Source organism: Micromonospora sp. NBC_01638, from assembly GCF_045209745.1.
Lineage (GTDB): Bacteria > Actinomycetota > Actinomycetes > Mycobacteriales > Micromonosporaceae > Micromonospora.
Map to the genome: position 1 here is coordinate 2,146,476 of NZ_CP109273.1, position 16,218 is coordinate 2,162,693.

Below are 16,218 nucleotides of genomic sequence, written 5' to 3' on the forward strand. Positions count from 1 at the left end.
CCGGTGACCGGAGTGACCTGGGTCACTTGGCGCACCCAGCCAACCGCTCGGCGCATTCGCTGACCGGTGTCGATCGCAGCCTTCCTTGCCGGGAGTGCGCTCTTTTACGGTGCGCGAAACTCCTCTGATGCCTGCGAAGGTGGTGATCCACAGATGTCCACGGACACACCCGCTCCGGCCGCTTCCCAGTCGGACAAGTACCTGGCCGTACAACGGTCGGACGAGTTCGCCGGGCTGCGGCGTGCGTTGCGCGGCTTTGTCTTCCCGATGACCGTCGCGTTCTTCCTGTGGTATGCGCTCTACGTCATTCTCTCCGCGTACGCCCGGGACTTCATGGGCACGAGACTGTTCGACAGCAACATCAACGTCGCGCTGGTCTTCGGCATGCTCCAGTTCGTCTCCACGTTCCTGATCGCCTGGCTCTACTCCCGGTACGCGGACCGGAAGATCGACCCAATCGCCGACCGGATCCGCACCGAGATCGGGGAGGTGACCCATGAGCAGGGTCCTCGCGGTTGAGACGTTCCTCGCGGCCGAGGCGGGCAACCACACCGCCCGCAACCTGACCATCACGCTCTTCCTGGTCTTCGTGGCGGTGACCCTGGGCATCACCATCTGGGCCAGCCGGCAGACCAAGACGGCGACCGACTTCTACGCGGGCGGCCGGTCCTTCACCGGATTCCAGAACGGCATGGCGATCGGTGGCGACTACATGTCGGCCGCCTCGTTCCTCGGTATCGCCGGCATCATCGCGCTCTACGGCTACGACGGCTTCCTCTACTCGATCGGCTTCCTGGTCGCGTGGCTGGTGGCCCTGCTGCTGGTCGCGGAGCTGCTGCGGAACTCGGGCCGGTACACGATGGCCGACGTGCTGGCCTTCCGGATGCGTCAGCGTCCGGTGCGTACGGCGGCGGCGGTCTCCACCATCACGGTGTCGATCTTCTACCTGCTCGCGCAGATGGTGGGTGCCGGCGCGCTGGTCGCGCTGCTGCTCGGCATTCGGCCGGGGACGACCTTCCTCGGCATGGACGCGGCCACCGCGAAGGTGGCCACCATCATCATGGTCGGCACCCTGATGATCATCTACGTCACCGTGGGCGGCATGAAGGGCACCACCTACGTACAGATCGTCAAGGCGTTCCTGCTCATGGGCGGCGCGCTGGTGATGACCGTGCTGGTGCTGGCGAAGTTCAACTTCAACCTGTCGGAGCTGCTCGGCCAGGCGGCCGAGGCCTCCGGCAAGGGCAGCGCGTTCCTCGAACCCGGGCTGCGGTACGGCGTCGAGGTCGCCGGCAACTCGACACAGACCTTCTACAACAAGGTCGACCTGCTGTCCCTGGGTATCGCCCTGGTGCTCGGCACCGCCGGTCTGCCGCACATCCTGATCCGCTTCTACACCGTGCCGACCGCGAAGGCGGCCCGGAAGAGCGTGCTCTGGGCGATCGGCATCATCGGCACCTTCTACCTGCTCACCCTGGCCCTGGGCTTCGGTGCGGCGGCGCTGGTGGGCAACGAGGCGATCACCGCGCAGGACAAGGCCGGCAACACCGCCGCGCCGCAGTTGGCCGAGGCTCTCGGGATCGACTTCTTCGGCGGCGAACTCGGTGGGGCGGCTCTGCTGGCGATCATCGCGGCGGTCGCCTTCGCCACCATCCTTGCCGTGGTCGCCGGGTTGACGCTGGCCTCTTCGTCCAGCCTGGCGCACGACTTCTACGCGAATGTCATCAAGCGGGGTGAGGCGTCGGAGCGGCAGGAAGTGCGGGTCGCCCGGATCGCCGCCCTGGGGATCGGCGCGGTGTCGATCGTTCTGTCGATCTACGCGCAGAACCTCAACGTGGCGTTCCTGGTGGCGCTGGCCTTCGCGGTCGCCGCCTCGGGCAACCTGCCGGCGATCCTCTACAGCCTCTTCTGGCGGCGGTTCAACACCTCCGGCGCGGTGTGGGCGATCTATGGCGGTCTGCTCGCGGCCGTACTGCTGGTGTTCTTCTCGCCGGTGGTCTCCGGTGCGCCGACCTCGATGTTCCCGGATCACGACTGGCAGTGGTTCCCGCTGTCGAACCCGGGCATCCTCTCCATCCCGTTCGGTTTCCTGTGCGGGTGGATCGGCACTGTCATCTCCAAGGAGCACGACGAGGACAAGTACGCGGAGCTGGAGGTGCGCGCCCTCACCGGCGCCGGCGCCCACTGACCGCGGCACCTCTGAGGAGGGGTCCCCTGTTGACGCGCGACGTCCACAGGGGGCCCTTCCGCAATTTCGGGGGTCGGTAGGCTGAGCGGTATGAAGGTTGCTGAGCGCTTTGGGTCCGGTCACCGCGTCCTCGTCACCGGCGGCGCTGGTTTCGTCCCGTCGCACCTGGTGGACGTCCTGATCGCTCGCGGTTGCACGGTGGTGGCGCTGGACAACTTCGTGACCGGCTCCAAGGAAAACGTCGCCCACCTACTGGATCGGCCAACCTTCACCCTCGTCGAAGCGGACATCTCCGAGGGTCTGCCGACCCACCACCCGGCGCTGGCGCAGCGGTTCGACGCGATCCTGCACATGGCCTCACCGGCCAGCCCCACCGACTTCGCCCAACTGCCGGTGGAAATCCTCCGGGTCGGTTCGGTGGGCACCCTGCACCTGCTGGAGCGCGCGGTCGCCGACGGCGCCCGGTTCCTGATGGCCTCCACCTCCGAGGCGTACGGGGACCCGAAGGAGCACCCGCAGCGCGAGACCTACTGGGGCAACGTCAACCCGATCGGGGTCCGCAGCGTCTACGACGAGGCGAAGCGCTTCTCCGAGGCCGCGACGATGGCATACCACCGTTACCGCGGGCTCGACGCGGCGATCGTCCGGATCTTCAACACGTACGGCCCGCGGATGCGTCCGGACGACGGCCGCGCCATCCCCACCTTCATCTCCCAGGCGCTGCGCGGCGAGCCGATCACCGTGCACGGCACCGGCAACCAGACCCGGTCCATCTGTTTCGTCGAGGACCTGGTGCGGGGCATCCTGCTGCTGCTCGATTCGACCGAAACGGGCCCGGTCAACTGCGGCACCGAGCATGAGCTGTCCATGCGGCAACTCGCCGAGTTGATCGTGTCGCTCTCCGGCAGCACCTCGCAGGTGATCTACGTCACCCGAAGCTCGGATGACCCGGAGATGCGTCGGCCGGATCTCACGCTCGCCCGTGAATTGCTCGGATACGAGCCGACGGTGGCGCCCGAAGACGGCCTGCGACGCACGATCGAGCACTTCCGGGCGCGGCTAGGGTAACCGCTTCATTGCGCACCGCCTGCCGCTGAGTGTCGCCTGAAGGCGGTAGTGGCTCGTGCTACGTACCCTGAGTTACATGTCCGCGACTTCGTCTGCCGGCGTCCCGCATCCGCACCTGCACCGCAGCGCCGGGCGCGCGTCGGTGCCTGGCCCCGATCGGGGCGCCTCCGGGCGTGCCCGTCCGACCGACGCGCGCTTCTACCCGTCGTACGACGAGGAGGTGCCCAGGTCCGGCGGCCCGGCGGGGCCGAGAGGACCCGGCGGGCCGGGTGGCGTCGGCGGGCCGGGGCGGCGTGGCCCCCGACCGCGCTGGGGTCGGATCGCCCTCGTGGGGGGGATCGCGGTGCTGGTGCTGGCGCTGCTCGGCGGCGTCGGTGCCTGGCTGTACGCCCGCAACCTCAACAGTGACCTGGCCCGCACGGACCCGTTCGCGGAGATCACCGGTGGCCGGCCGGTCAAGACCGTCGACGGTGCACTGAACATCCTGTTGGTCGGTAGCGACTCGCGGGACCCGGACGCGCCGGTCGACACCAAGAGTCAGTGGCGCGCCGACACGATCATCGTCATGCACATTCCGGCCGACCACCAGGAGGCGTACCTGGTCTCCATCCCGCGTGACCTCTACGTGCCGATCCCGGAGAGCGCCGGCGCGGACTGCGGCTCCGGCCAGCGCGCGAAGATCAACGCGGCGTTCGCGTTCGGTGGGCTGCCGCTGGCGGTACGTACCGTGGAGTGCTTCACCGACGTTCGGATCGACCACGTGATGGCGATCGACTTCGGCGGTTTCAAGGAGGTCACGGACGCCCTCGGCGGGGTGGACCTCGAGGTGGAGCGGACCGTCACCTCGATCCACAAGCCGTATCGGACGTTCACCAAGGGCACCAACCACATGGACGGCGCGGAGGCGCTGGACTGGATTCGGCAGCGCAAGCAGTTTCCGGACGGGGACTTCGCCCGCATGCGGCACCAGCAGGAGTTCCTTCGGGCGCTGATGGACAAGGCGGCGAGCACCGGCACGCTGGCGAACCCGAAGAAGCTCAACGACTTTCTCCAGGCGGTGACCGCGGCCGTAACCGTCGATCAGGGTTTCTCGGTTACAGACATGGCACTGCAGTTCCGCAACCTGCGCGGCCAGAACCTCACCTTCGTGACCAGCCCGAACTCGGGCAGCGACACGATCAACGGCGAGTCGGTGGTGGTCTCCGACCGGGAGAAGGCGCTCGCCATGTACCGGGCCATGTCGGGGGACACCATGGCGGACTGGGTCACGGCCAACCCGCCGAAGGGCAACAACGGCGGCTGACCGTACGGGCGGGTGGCCTGCCGGTACGGCTGTCGGCGGCCCTGCGGCCACCCGGCCGTTCGGGTCATCGAGCGGCGACGTTCGACTGGATTCGAGAAAATCGGCGTCCGGATTGACCCGGGCTGAACTCGCCAAGTCGATTTGATGTACGTACAGTGGTGCCTCCCCCTCCTGATCACGAGCTGGAGCACGAATGCCGGTTCAGGCCAGTCGTCGCCCTTCGTCCCCCGGGTCCGCCGCGCCCAGCGGCCGGGTTGCTGCGGCCATACCAGCGCAGCCGCGCTCGTCGGGCGGCGGGCCGGGCGGTCGCCCGCCCGGCAGCGGCGGCGACCGCGCGGGTGGCGGTGGGTCGAAGAAGCGAACCAGACGCAAGGACCCACTCTGGGCCCGGCTGACGGTGGTGTTCGGTGCGGTGCTGATGCTCAGCAGCGGGGTGGCCATCGTCGGCAGCAAGGTGCTGATCGGGCAGGCGACCGGCGACATCGCGCAGCGCAACCTGCTGGGTGACGCCGGCAAGTCCGACGCCGAGGGCGGCGCGAGCCTGGACGGCCCGATCGACATGTTGCTGCTCGGCGTGGACGCCCGGGAGCGCTGGGCCGCCGATGACGTCCGGTCGGACAGCATCATCATCCTGCACATCCCGGCCACGCATGATCAGGCGTATCTGATCTCGATCCCCCGGGACACCGAGGCGCAGATCCCGGCGTTCTCGAAGAGCGGCTACGGTGGCGGCACCGGAAAGATCAACGCCGCGTTCCAGGCCGGCGCCGCCAACGGCGGTGGCTGGGAGGGTGGCGCGCAGCTCATGGCGCAGACGATCAAGCGGCTCACCGGGATCAGCTTCGACGGCGCGGCGATCATCAACTTCGGCGGCTTCAAGAACGTCATCGACACCCTGGGCACGGTGCGCATCTGCGTCAGTCAGGAGGTCAAGTCGCTGCACATGTCGTACGTCGACGGCAAGCCGATGTGGAACGCGGACGCCAAGAAGACCGGCAAGTCGCGGACCCCGGTGGTGCACAAGAAGGGCTGCCAGGAGATGGAGGGCTGGGCGGCACTCGACTACTCCCGGCAGCGCAAGTCCCTCCGCAACGGCGACTACGACCGACAGGCGAACCAGCAGCAGCTGATCAAGGCGATGGCCAAGAAGGCCACCGACGGCGGCATGCTGACCAACCCGGCCAAGCTGAATCAGCTGACCAAGGCGGCGGGCAAGTCGCTCGTACTGGACACCGGCGGCGCCAAGATCGAAGATCTCATCTTCACCATGCGCGGGGTCACCGCCAACGAGCTGACGATGCTCAAGACCAACAACGGCACCTTCAACGCCAACGGCAACAACACCGAGGGCTTGAACGAAGAGACGATGGCGATGTTCCGGGCGGTCAAGCAGGACAAGCTCGCCGAGTTCGTCTTCACCCACCCCGAGGTGATCTCCACCCGGAAGTGAGGCCGGGAGTCGCGGAAAGTCAGCGACGACGCCGTCACCGTCCTTAGGCTGGCGTGAGTAGGTTTCACGTACCGGCTGCGGGGAGGCGGTCACGCCCAGGTGGGGACGGAACGCAGCGGGCCGGGCCGGAGCGGCCCCGTCCGCCCGATCAGGCAGCGCCCGTGGGTCGCGGATCCTGCTCGGCATCGGCCTGGCCCTCGTCCTGCTGGCCGGGCTCGCCGTGGCCGGGCTCAAGACGCTCAGCCACCGGTACGACCGCACGGTGACCAAGGAACAACTACTCGCCCCCGACGCCCGCACCGACCGGACCGACCTGCACGGGCCCCTCAACTACCTTCTGGTCGGCTCTGATCGGCGCCCGGGCAGCAGCGGACCGGACCAACGCTCGGACAGCATCCTCATCGTGCACGTGCCTGCCGGGCAGCGGGAGGCCTACCTGATCTCCATTCCGCGTGATCTGCTGGTCGCCATCCCGCCCGCGAACGGGTTCGGTGGCGGCCAGGACAAGATCAATGCCGCGTACGAGCACGGCGGCGGCGGGCAGGCCGGTGCCCAACTGCTCTCCGCCACCCTGAACCGGCTCACCGGAATCCGGTTCGACGGTGCCGCGTTGATCGACTTCTCCGGCTTCCGGAAGGTCATCGACCTGCTCGGCGGGGTGGAGATGTGCGTGGACACCGAGGTCCGCTCAATCCACACCAACCGGGTATTTCCCACCGGCTGCCAGAAAATGGACGGGGCGCAGGCGCTGGACTACGTACGACAGCGCTACGACCTACCCGGCGGTGATTACGACCGGCAGCACCACCAGCAACAGTTGCTCCGGGCGATGCTGGACAGCGCCGGCAAGGCGGACCTGCGCAGCGATCCGGTCAAGATGGACCAGGTGCTCCGGGCGGTCGGCAGCTCGTTGACCGTCGACACCAACGGCGTACCCCTGGAGGACCTGCTCCTCGCGCTACGCGCGCTGCCGCCCGACGGGATGCGCGGCGTCCAGGTGCCCTCCGCGCCGCAGAGCATCGGCGAGGTCTCGTACGTGGTGCTGGACAACGGGGGCAATGGGCTCTTCGAGGCGGTTCGCGGCACACGAATGCCGGCCTGGGCGCAGGCCAACCCCCGTTGGGTGACCCGGTTGTGATGGTGCCGACGGCCGGGTCGGTGCCGAACCGGCCCACGAGGATCTAGTGTTGCTTCCTGTGTTCGGACCCCAGGTTCCCACCGTGCCCGTGACCGAAATCGCCGCCGAGACCTACCTGCTGGATGTGCGGGAGGACGACGAGTGGGCGGCTGGTCATGCCCCCACCGCCCACCATCTGCCGATGATGGAGCTGCCGGCCCGGCTCGCGGAGGTGCCGACCGACCGGGACGTGGCGGTCGTCTGTCGCTCCGGCGGGCGTTCCGCCCAGGTCGTCGCCTACCTGATCAACAACGGCTGGGAGCAGGTGCGTAACGCCGACGGCGGGATGCGCCAGTGGGCCGCGGTCGGTCGGCCGGTGGTCGACGCGAACGGGCAGCCCGGCCAGGTCATCTGAGGCTGCCGGAATGGGTGGCCCACTGGTCTTCGCGCACCGCGGCGCCTCGTACGACCTTCCCGAGCACACCCTCGCCGCGTACCTGCGCGCTCTCGACGAGGGTGCCGACGGCCTGGAGTGCGACGTCCGGCTGACCCGGGACGGGCACCTGGTCTGCGTGCACGACCGACGGCTCGACCGCACCAGCAACGGTCGCGGTCTGGTCAGCGCGCGCACGCTCGCCGAACTGGACGCGCTGGACTACGGCTCGTGGCATCCGGGCAGCGCGCCGAACGGGGACCTACCGCCGGATGAGTCGCACACCCGGCTGCTGACCCTGGCCCGGTTGCTGGACGCGGTGCTCGCCGCCGGCCGGCCGGTCCGGCTGCTGGTGGAGACGAAGCACCCGTCCCGCTACGGCTCGAACGTGGAACGACGACTGGTCAGCATGCTGCGCCGGTACGGGCTGGCCGACCCGGCGCCGGACGACCCGGTGCAGGTCACCGTCATGTCGTTCTCCCCGCTGGCCGTCCGCCGGGTACGCGAGCTCGCGCCGGCGCTGCCCACGGTGCTGTTGCTGGAGGTGTTGCCGCGCTGGCTGCGGTTGGGGCGGCTGCCGTTCGGCACCCGTGTCGCCGGACCGGGCATCAGCCTGGTCCGGGCCCGCCCGCAGCTGCTGCCCGCACTGCGTGCGGGCGGCAACCAGGTGTACGTCTGGACGGTCAACGAGCCGACCGACCTGGAGCTGGTGCTTTCCGCCGGGGTCGACGGGATCATCACCGATCGGCCGGCGTACGCCCTCGCCCGGCTGGGCCGCTGACCGGGCGGGGTGCCCAAATCCGGGTCGGCGGGGCAGACTCGGCACATGCCGGAGCGTATTGACTTCCCCGCTCTCATCGCCGGCCACACCGTCGTGATCGAGATGATCAACTCTGGGGACGCGGGCCTGCCGGTCCTCACCCGGCTGCTCCGGGTGGTCCAGCCGGCACTCGGCGCGACCGGTATGGCGTTCGTCGAGTTCGGTCCGACCGGCGGTCGCGTGATCGCCGTGACCGGCGCGGCGGAATGGGCCCTCGGCCGTCCGCTGGCGGCCGACGACCCGGACACCGTCTGCCTGCTCGCCGGGCCACGGGTGCGCCAGGCTCGGGTGCGCCACCTCAACGGCAAACTGGCCGGCGAGCTGGCTGACAGCGGCCTGCACTGGATGGTGGTCTCCCGGGCCGAGATCGGCGGCCACACCGTCGGCAGCCTGCACGCGCTCTATCCGGGCGAGGACGAACCGGGCACCGAGCAGCAGGCGGTGGTCGCCTACCTCGCGTCCTGCGTCGCGCACATGTACGGCGACCAGAGCGGCCTTCCGGTACACGGCGACGGCCCAGTGGTGGCGGCGCTCGCCGACGGGCTGGCCGTCGTCGACCGGGACGGACACGTCCGACTCTGGAACCCAGCCGCCGCCCAGGTCACCGGCCGGCCGGCCGAGCAGGCGCTGAGCCGCCCGCTGCCGTTCCCCCTGCCGCCCTCCGGTCAGGTTCGGGACCACCGGATGCCGGACGGCCGCTGGCTGCGGATCACCTCCGGCGAGTTGCCCGGGCCGGGCACGTTGCGCGTGGTCACCTTCCGCGACATCACCGACCAGCAGCGCCGCGACCACGACCGGGAGCTGTTCGTCGCGGTGACCAGCCACGAGCTGCGCACCCCGGTCACCGTGATCAAGGGGTACGCGGACACCCTCACCGACCACTGGGAGTCGCTGACCGACGTCGACCGACGGCAGGCTGCCCGGGTGATCGGGCAACGCGCCAACGAGTTGGCCCGGTTGGTCGACCGTCTCCTCAGCTCGGCGGCCGAGGCGGGGCCGGGGGACGACCCGCCCACCCCGTTCGACCTCGGCGAGGCGCTGCGCTCCGCCGTCGTGGACCTGCCGGCGGAGTTGCGTCGCCGGATGGTGCTCCTCCTCCCGACCGACCTGCCCAAGGCGCTCGGCCATCGGCCCAGCCTGGCCACTGTGCTGACCGAGTTGACGACCAACGCCGGCAAGTACTCGGCACCGGATTCCCCGATCGAGATCACCGCCTCGTTCGACGGTCACCTGGTGGCGTTCCGGGTCAGCGACCAGGGCATCGGCATCCGACCCGAGCACGTGGAGCGGGCGTTCGACCGGTTCTGGCAGGGCGAGTCCGGCGACCGGCGCGGCTACCCCGGGGCAGGGCTCGGCCTCTATCTCGTCCGCCGAATCGTTGAACAGCAGAATGGATGGGTATCCCTACGTCCGAGGACCGGCGGCGGTACGGTCGCGGAAGTGCGGCTACCGCGCGGTTGACCGCGGTGGCGAGACGGGGAGGCGACGGTGGCAGCGGCAGCGAGGGACCGGGCGTGGTGCGTGGTGGTTCCCCACCACCCGGGCGGGGCACGGCTGGCCCGGCACCGGCTCGCCGGTGAGCTGGCGGACGTCGTACCCCCGACGCTCCTCGCGGATCTGATCGCGGTGCTCGCGGAGCTGGTGGGCAACGCGGTGCGGCACGCCAGACCTCTGCCCGGTGGGGTGATCCGGGTGGCCTGGCGGTTGCGGCCCTCGGCCGAGGGCGCACTGATCCAGCTGAGCGTCACCGACGGCGGCGCGAGCACCGGGCCACGGCTCCGGACGGCCAGACCCGACGCGGCGGACGGGCGAGGGCTGCACATCGTGGCCGGTCTGGCCACCCGCTGGGGCGTCGAGCGGGACGGCATGGGCCAGCGCGTCTGGGCGGAGTTCGACCCGGCGCCGACACCCCGACCCGACCTGGTGCCGGCGGGCTGAGTGCGGCTCGGGCGGGTCCCGCCCGCGGCGAGCCGGTCGGGGCTCTAGGCTGTGACGCCGTGAGCAAGCGTCGAAAGAGCCAGCGCACCGCCGCCGACACCGCCCCCCGCCGAGAAAAGGTACGCGACGTCTTCGTGCCGCATCCGTTCGAAGGGCTGGTCGACGAGTCCGAGTGGATCGCGCTGCGCGAGTTGGTCCCCGCCGCCTCCGCGCCGCTGCGGCTGGCGCCCGCCCTGGTCGAGGAGTTCGGTGACCGGTCGGTGACGCTCGCCACGGTGCTGCCGATGGCCGCCCCGGCGATCACCAAGCCGGACGGCCGGGTGCTGATCGGTCTTCAGCGCCACCAGCAGTCCGGTGACGTCTCCCGGGACCTGGCCGAGGCACTGCTCTGCGGGCTGCGGGCCGAGCCGGGTGGCCAGGTGACCGTGCCGCCGCTGCCTGGCCCCGGCCCCCGCCTGCAGGACATCCTCGTGGACGGGCCGCTGGACATCACCATGCACGACGGTTTCGATTTCTGGCTCGATCCCGGGGCCGCCGATGATCCGACCGTCCAGGCGTCGCTGGAGCGGGCGAACGCGGCCATCTACCCGACGGTGCGGCTGACCGCGGCCAAGGCCGCGTACTGGTGCCAGGTCCCGGAGAAGGCACACGTGCGCTGGGTGCTGCCGGACGACGAGGACGCCGCCCTGGACGCGCTGGCCCGCCTCGGCGCGGCCGGCACGCTGCCATTGGGCGAGCAGACCAGGTTCGCCGGCATGTTCCGGGCGCACGGTCGGCTGGTGCCGGTCTGGGACCTGCCCGAGAAGACTCCGGCGGCCGAGTGGGAGGAGCCGGTGGCGCAGTTCGCCAAGCGGTACGCCGAAGCGCTCACCGCCACCGACCCGCTCGACGCCGCCGGCCGGCGGGCCCGACAGGGTCTGCTCGGCCGCCAGCTCACCCTCCGCTGACGACGTCAGGAAGGGGCCCCTTGTCACGCGGTAGGCGCTGACAAGGGTCCCTTCCCTGGCAAGGGGTCGCGGGTGATCGGGCAGGACATGCAGCGCGGCCCGCCCCGGCCGGAGCCCAGCTCGGAACTGGCGATCGGGATCACCTCGATGCCGGCCCGCTCCAGCTGGGCGTTGGTCTCGGTGTTGCGCTCGTAGCCGACGCAGAGCCGGGGCGCCAGAGCGAGCATGTTGTTGCCGTCGTCCCACTGCTCGCGTTCCGCGGTGACCGGATCCAGCCCGGTGTCGATGACCCGGAGCAGGTCGAGGTCCATCGCGTCGGCGGCGGCCCGCAGGAACGGCGCGGGCCCGTCCACCCGTGGGTCCGCACCGTCCGAGCCGGCGATCACGGTGTACGCGGACAGCGTGCTCGCGATGTTGGGATACATCAGTACGGCGTCCACGTCGACCATCGTGCAGACGGTGTCGAGGTGCATGGTGGCGCGCTTCTGGGCGATCGGCACCACCAGGATGGTGTGGGCCAGGCCGGCGGCGAAGACCTGCCGGCCGAGGCGTTCGGCTCCGGCCGGCGTTGTCCGCTCGCCGACCCCGACCGCCAGCACCCCGGGTGCGAGCAGCAGCACGTCCCCGCCCTCCAGGTGCTCGAGGTTCGGGCGGTAGACGAACTCGGTGCCGGCGAAGCGTGGATGGTGGCGGTAGATGGCGTCGGTCAGGGTGGTCTCGCGGCTACGGGCCGGCATGGCCAGGCTGGTGACACCGACCCGATCGCCGATCCACAGCGAGGAGTCGCGGGTGAACAGCAGGTTGGGCAACGGGTCGATGACGAAGTCCTGTCGGTCCATCAGCGTGTAGACCAGCCCACCCGGCCGCTCTGAGCTGATCCGCAGTTCCTCGTGGGCCAGCCCGGCGGTGAGTACGTCGGCCAGGGCGGCCGGGTCCAGGTAGGAGAGGTGGTCGGCGACGCGGGCCCGCAGGGTGTCGCCGAGTCGCCGGGAGCGCAGCACCTGCTCGGTGAGTTCGGCACGGGCTTCCGCGACGGCCAGCGTCTCGGTCAGCAGGGCGGCCAGGTAGAGGACCTCGACCCCGCGCTCGCGCAGGGCGGCGGCGAACGCGTCGTGCTCCTCCTGGGCCCGCCCGACCCAGGGGATCGCGTCGAACAGGAGCGAGTCGTTGTTGCGAGGGGTGAGTCGGGCCAGTTCGGGGCCGGGCCGGTGCAGCAGTACGGTGCCGAGCCGGCCGACTTCACTGTCGACGTAGTGGGTCACTCCCGCAGCGTAGGGCAGGGTTTGGCAGTATCCGATAAAAGAACTGGGGATGAATATGGCATTCATCCACAGTCACTCCGGCGTTCCGGCTTGCCGAACACGGGTAGTGGCGACGTAGGGTAGTGAGGACATAACTTCGAGGGACCTTTTGCCGGAGGTCGCGATGACTGTCTTTCCCGCACGACGAGCCGTACCGTCCGCTCGGGCACTGCCGCCCGTCGCGGTGCCACACCCCCGCGTCGAGTCGCCGGGGGTTCTCGAACCGATCCGTCCGACACCTCTCGAATGGGCCCGCCGCCGTCGGGCCGAGCGGGGTACGCGTCGACTGGAGGCGGCCGGGGCGCGGGCACTGGGTCAACTCGACCACCTCGGGCCCGCCTGGCACGTCATCGAGTGGCCGCGTACCGACGTGGCCGACGTCCTCGACCGCGGTCAGGACGAGCGTGCCGGGTTCCTCGCCATCGGGCCGAGTGGCCTCTTCGCCGTGACCATCGCCGACCACGGCCGGGCCAGGGTGCTCGTCGCCGGGGACGTCGTGCAGATCAACGGCAAGCGTCCGCCGTACGTGGCCGAGTCCCGACGGGACGCCAGACGGGCCAGCAAGGCCCTGTCCGACGCGGTGGGGCTGCCCGTTCCGGTGACGCCGGTGCTGACCTTCGTCGGCTCCGGCGTGATCAGTGTCTACGGCCTTCCCAAGGACTGTCTGATGGCCACTCACCGGGAGCTGGACCGGCTCCTCGTGGCCGGTGGCAGCCGGATCAGCCCCGCCACCGCCGAGAAGCTTTCCCGGGTCGCACAGCACCCTGGCACCTGGCTGAACGGCACTTACCGTCCAACGGCCGACTACCGGTGGTATGACGAGGGCCGAACGGCCGCTGACAAGCCGGCCCACCACCGGTAACGTCACCAGCGACGCCACGCGGCTCCGGTCCCCCCGTCCACCTCACCGGTTTCCGCGCCGTCACCGGCCGCCTCGGTTCAGGCTGTGCGGCCCGGTGACCCGGTGCGCTCGGTGATTCCGTCGGCGACCCGCTAGCGTGGACAGTCGTTCGGAGTACATAGGAGGCGCGGTGGCCCACGTCGAACTTTCGCTCTCGGAAGCGTTCGTGCCGGCGGCGCGGGCCTCGACAGAGCCGGAGTCCGACAATGTCGGCCAATGGTCCTCGACAGTCTCCCGGGCCGATGAGCCGTGCCTGCTGATCGACGCGGCCACCCGGGTGGTGGCGATCTCCACGGCCGGCTGCGCGCTGCTCTGTCTGGGCGAGCCGGACGGCCTGATCGGGCGACCGCTGCTCGACGGCGGGCTGCGCCTACTCGACTTCACGGCCAACCGGGGCGAGCTGACCGAGGCCGAGATCGACATGATCCCGCCCCTGCTGGCGCTCTCCTCCGGCCGACTCGCCCGCGGGCTGCTCCGGGTGCAGGCCGCCTCGGCGAGCAGCTCCGACGCGACCGTCGACGCGATCTCCACCCCGTTGCTCACCGACGGCGCCGTCGCCGGTTCGCTCACCTTCTTCTCCGAGGTCTGACCTGCGGCGGAGTGTGTCCTTCGCCGCATGCGGCGTTGCCGGGGCGGCCCCGCCGGAGGCCGTAAGGTGCCCTCATGCTCGATATCGCTCTACTGCCGGGGGAATACACTGTGTGCCGGTTGGCCGCCGGCGCCACCCTGCCGTACGCGTTGTCGAGTGGGCTGCGCGGCACCGACGTGGTCACGGTGAGCTGGACTTCCGACGGGATCTCCGTGATCTGCCCGACCGACCGGGCTCCGGCGCAGGCCGTGGTGGAGACCGCCTGGCGCTGTCTTCGGGTCACCGCCCCGGTGGAGTTGGCCAGCACCGGCAGCCTGGCCGCGCTCGTCGACCCACTCGCCGAGGCACGGGTCAACGCGGTCACGTTCTCCACCTTTGACACCGACTACCTGCTGGTGCCCGCCGTCCGGCTGACCGAGGGCACGGCCGCGCTGCAGCGCGCCGGGCACCGCGTCATCGGCTGAGCTTCACCCGGCCGGCCGCTCACCCTACGATGGGCTCGGCCACCCCGGCCGCGAAGAACTCTCCGATGTCCCGAGGATCGGCCCGTGCCGTTCACCCCGCCCCGCCCCGCGTCTCCCCCACCGCAGGCGACGATCCACATCCCACCGGCGACTCGCGACCACGCGGCCGACCGCGTCCCTGCGCGGCCCGCGGCCCGGATCCTGCCGGTGGTGCTCGCGCTGCTCACCGTCGTGATGCTGGCCGGCTGTGGCGCCCCACCCGGGCTGGGGGAGCCGACGGCCGTACCCACTCGCACCGCAGCCCCGACGACACCCGGCCCGAGCACCGCACCCGCCACCGCACCGCCAATCCGTGCGGTCACGCCCACTCCGGACGCCGGGCTGGTCGCGACGGCCTGCCGGAACGGGCCGACCGGGCAGCGCGTGGTGCAACTGTTGCGCGGCCGGGCAGGAGTGCTCCCGGCCAACGTCCGGGTCCAGGTGAGCACCGGGCCGCTCTGCGCCGGTGACTGGCAGTTCACCGTGCTGGAGGTGACCGGGCATGAGGAACTCCAGGTGGTCACCCGGGGTCAGCCCACCGCACCGGTGCTGGTCACCGCCGGCACTGACGTCTGCACCATCGAGGTACGCGCCACCGGCCCGGCCGGGATTCGCGCCCTTGCCTGCGACGCCGGTCCGGCCATCCGGCCGGGTGCGTAGGCTGTTCTGCATGCCGGGAACACCGCCGACGCGCTTCGTCTACCTCGGGCCGGAGGGCACCTTCGCCGAGCAGGCCCTGCGCTCCGTCCCCGCCGCCGAGCGCGGCAACCGTACGCCTGCCCGCAGCGTCGGGGAGGCGCTGGACAACGTCCGGGCCGGGGACGCCGACGCCGCGCTGGTGCCGCTGGAAAACTCGATCGGCGGCGCGGTGGGCGTCACACTGGACGAGATGGCCGAGGGCGAGCCGCTGGTGATCACCCGAGAGGTGGTCCTGCCGGTGGAGTTCGTGCTCGCCGCCCGGCCGGGCACCTCGTTGACCTCGGTCCGCAGCGTGGCGGCCCACCCGCAGGCGTCCACACAGTGCCGGGGCTGGCTGCGTGCGCACCTGCCCGACGCGGTCGTGGTCGACGTGCTCTCCAACGGCGCGGCCGCCGTCGGCGCTGGGGCAGGCGAGTTCGACGCGGCGGTCTGCGCGCCGATCGGGGCGACGCGGCACCGACTCACGGTGCTCGCCGACAAGATCGCGGACCATCCCGACGCGGTGACCCGGTTCGCGCTGGTCTCCCGCCCCGGGCCGCCCCCGCCGCCGACCGGCGACGACCTCACCTCGCTCGCGGTCTACATGGCCCACGACCGGGTCGGCGCACTGCTGTCGGTGCTGATGGAAATGGCCGTCCGGGGAGTCAACCTGACCCGGATCGAGTCCCGTCCGACCGGCGAGGCGCTGGGCCGGTACGTCTTCTTTCTGGACTGCACCGGGCACGTGGCCGACGTACGCCTGGGCGAGGCGTTGCAGGGGCTGCGCCGGGTCTGCGCCGACGTCCGCTTCCTGGGCTCGTACCCCCGGCACCGATGGGCCGCGGCGGCGGGCGAGCGGCCGGTGCCCGCGCCGGCGGGCCTCTCTGACAGGGACTACGCGGACGCGGCGGCCTGGCTGGCCCGCCTGCGTACCGGTGAGTTGACCTGACCGGGCGGGGGCGCCCCCGCAGTCCGGGAGCGC

General features: G+C 70.7%; 17 protein-coding genes. 16 read left to right on the top strand and 1 reads right to left on the bottom strand.

What is annotated here, in order from left to right; translation table 11 throughout:
* Positions 1 to 153: 153 nt before the first annotated feature.
* The 11 genes from OG811_RS10135 to OG811_RS10185 all read left to right on the top strand — a co-directional run bounded on the left by OG811_RS10135 (position 154) and on the right by OG811_RS10185 (position 11,264).
* Positions 154 to 519 (top strand): DUF485 domain-containing protein, encoded by a 366-nt coding sequence (locus tag OG811_RS10135; RefSeq protein WP_406073661.1) that lies wholly within the window; start codon positions 154 to 156, stop codon positions 517 to 519.
* A complete protein-coding gene (locus OG811_RS10140; protein ID WP_406073663.1) occupies positions 497 to 2,188 on the top strand; it encodes a cation acetate symporter in 1,692 nt (563 codons plus the stop codon). Before OG811_RS10135 ends, OG811_RS10140 begins: the two co-directional genes overlap by 23 nt.
* 90 nt (positions 2,189 to 2,278) lie before the next feature.
* Positions 2,279 to 3,256, top strand: coding sequence for an NAD-dependent epimerase/dehydratase family protein (locus tag OG811_RS10145; protein WP_406073664.1), 978 nt, complete (start codon positions 2,279 to 2,281; stop codon positions 3,254 to 3,256).
* Positions 3,257 to 3,332: 76 nt separating this feature from the next.
* Complete coding sequence (locus OG811_RS10150; RefSeq protein WP_406073666.1) at positions 3,333 to 4,559, top strand: LCP family protein; 1,227 nt, start codon at positions 3,333 to 3,335, stop codon at positions 4,557 to 4,559.
* 193 nt (positions 4,560 to 4,752) lie between these two features.
* A complete protein-coding gene (locus tag OG811_RS10155; RefSeq protein ID WP_406073668.1) occupies positions 4,753 to 6,009 on the top strand; it encodes an LCP family protein in 1,257 nt (418 codons plus the stop codon).
* Positions 6,010 to 6,211: 202 nt separating this feature from the next.
* A complete protein-coding gene (locus tag OG811_RS10160) occupies positions 6,212 to 7,147 on the top strand; it encodes an LCP family protein (RefSeq protein ID WP_406075629.1) in 936 nt (311 codons plus the stop codon).
* A gap of 58 nt (positions 7,148 to 7,205) precedes the next feature.
* Entirely contained in the window at positions 7,206 to 7,541 is a 336-nt protein-coding gene (locus OG811_RS10165; protein ID WP_406073670.1) for a rhodanese-like domain-containing protein, read from the top strand.
* Positions 7,542 to 7,551: 10 nt separating this feature from the next.
* Positions 7,552 to 8,340 carry a glycerophosphodiester phosphodiesterase gene (locus tag OG811_RS10170; RefSeq protein ID WP_406073672.1) on the top strand — a complete coding sequence of 263 codons (789 nt, stop codon included), beginning with the start codon at positions 7,552 to 7,554 and terminating at the stop codon, positions 8,338 to 8,340.
* Between the two features lie 45 nt (positions 8,341 to 8,385).
* On the top strand, positions 8,386 to 9,840 hold the full coding sequence (locus OG811_RS10175; protein WP_406073674.1) for an ATP-binding protein: 1,455 nt from the start codon (positions 8,386 to 8,388) through the stop codon (positions 9,838 to 9,840).
* Positions 9,841 to 9,900: 60 nt separating this feature from the next.
* Positions 9,901 to 10,317, top strand: coding sequence for an ATP-binding protein (locus OG811_RS10180; RefSeq protein WP_406075630.1), 417 nt, complete (start codon positions 9,901 to 9,903; stop codon positions 10,315 to 10,317).
* A gap of 59 nt (positions 10,318 to 10,376) precedes the next feature.
* Positions 10,377 to 11,264, top strand: a complete 888-nt coding sequence (locus OG811_RS10185; protein ID WP_406073676.1) for a DUF5926 family protein — start codon at positions 10,377 to 10,379, stop codon at positions 11,262 to 11,264.
* Positions 11,265 to 11,287: 23 nt separating this feature from the next.
* On the opposite strand, the gene OG811_RS10190 is transcribed toward OG811_RS10185, so the two are convergent.
* On the bottom strand, positions 11,288 to 12,526 hold the full coding sequence (locus OG811_RS10190; RefSeq protein WP_406073677.1) for an arginine deiminase: 1,239 nt from the start codon (positions 12,524 to 12,526) through the stop codon (positions 11,288 to 11,290).
* 163 nt (positions 12,527 to 12,689) lie between these two features.
* Here OG811_RS10190 and OG811_RS10195 point away from each other — a divergent pair, with 163 nt between their 5' ends.
* The 5 genes from OG811_RS10195 (at position 12,690) to pheA (ending at position 16,185) form a co-directional block, all read left to right on the top strand.
* Positions 12,690 to 13,427 (top strand): hypothetical protein, encoded by a 738-nt coding sequence (locus OG811_RS10195; RefSeq protein ID WP_406073678.1) that lies wholly within the window; start codon positions 12,690 to 12,692, stop codon positions 13,425 to 13,427.
* A 169-nt stretch (positions 13,428 to 13,596) separates the two neighbouring features.
* Positions 13,597 to 14,055 (top strand): hypothetical protein, encoded by a 459-nt coding sequence (locus OG811_RS10200; protein WP_406073679.1) that lies wholly within the window; start codon positions 13,597 to 13,599, stop codon positions 14,053 to 14,055.
* A gap of 74 nt (positions 14,056 to 14,129) precedes the next feature.
* Positions 14,130 to 14,519, top strand: coding sequence for an ACT domain-containing protein (locus OG811_RS10205; protein ID WP_406073680.1), 390 nt, complete (start codon positions 14,130 to 14,132; stop codon positions 14,517 to 14,519).
* 84 nt (positions 14,520 to 14,603) lie between these two features.
* Positions 14,604 to 15,218 carry a hypothetical protein gene (locus OG811_RS10210; protein WP_406073682.1) on the top strand — a complete coding sequence of 205 codons (615 nt, stop codon included), beginning with the start codon at positions 14,604 to 14,606 and terminating at the stop codon, positions 15,216 to 15,218.
* 10 nt (positions 15,219 to 15,228) lie between these two features.
* Positions 15,229 to 16,185, top strand: coding sequence for a prephenate dehydratase (gene pheA, locus OG811_RS10215; RefSeq protein ID WP_406073684.1), 957 nt, complete (start codon positions 15,229 to 15,231; stop codon positions 16,183 to 16,185).
* Positions 16,186 to 16,218 lie beyond the last annotated feature (33 nt).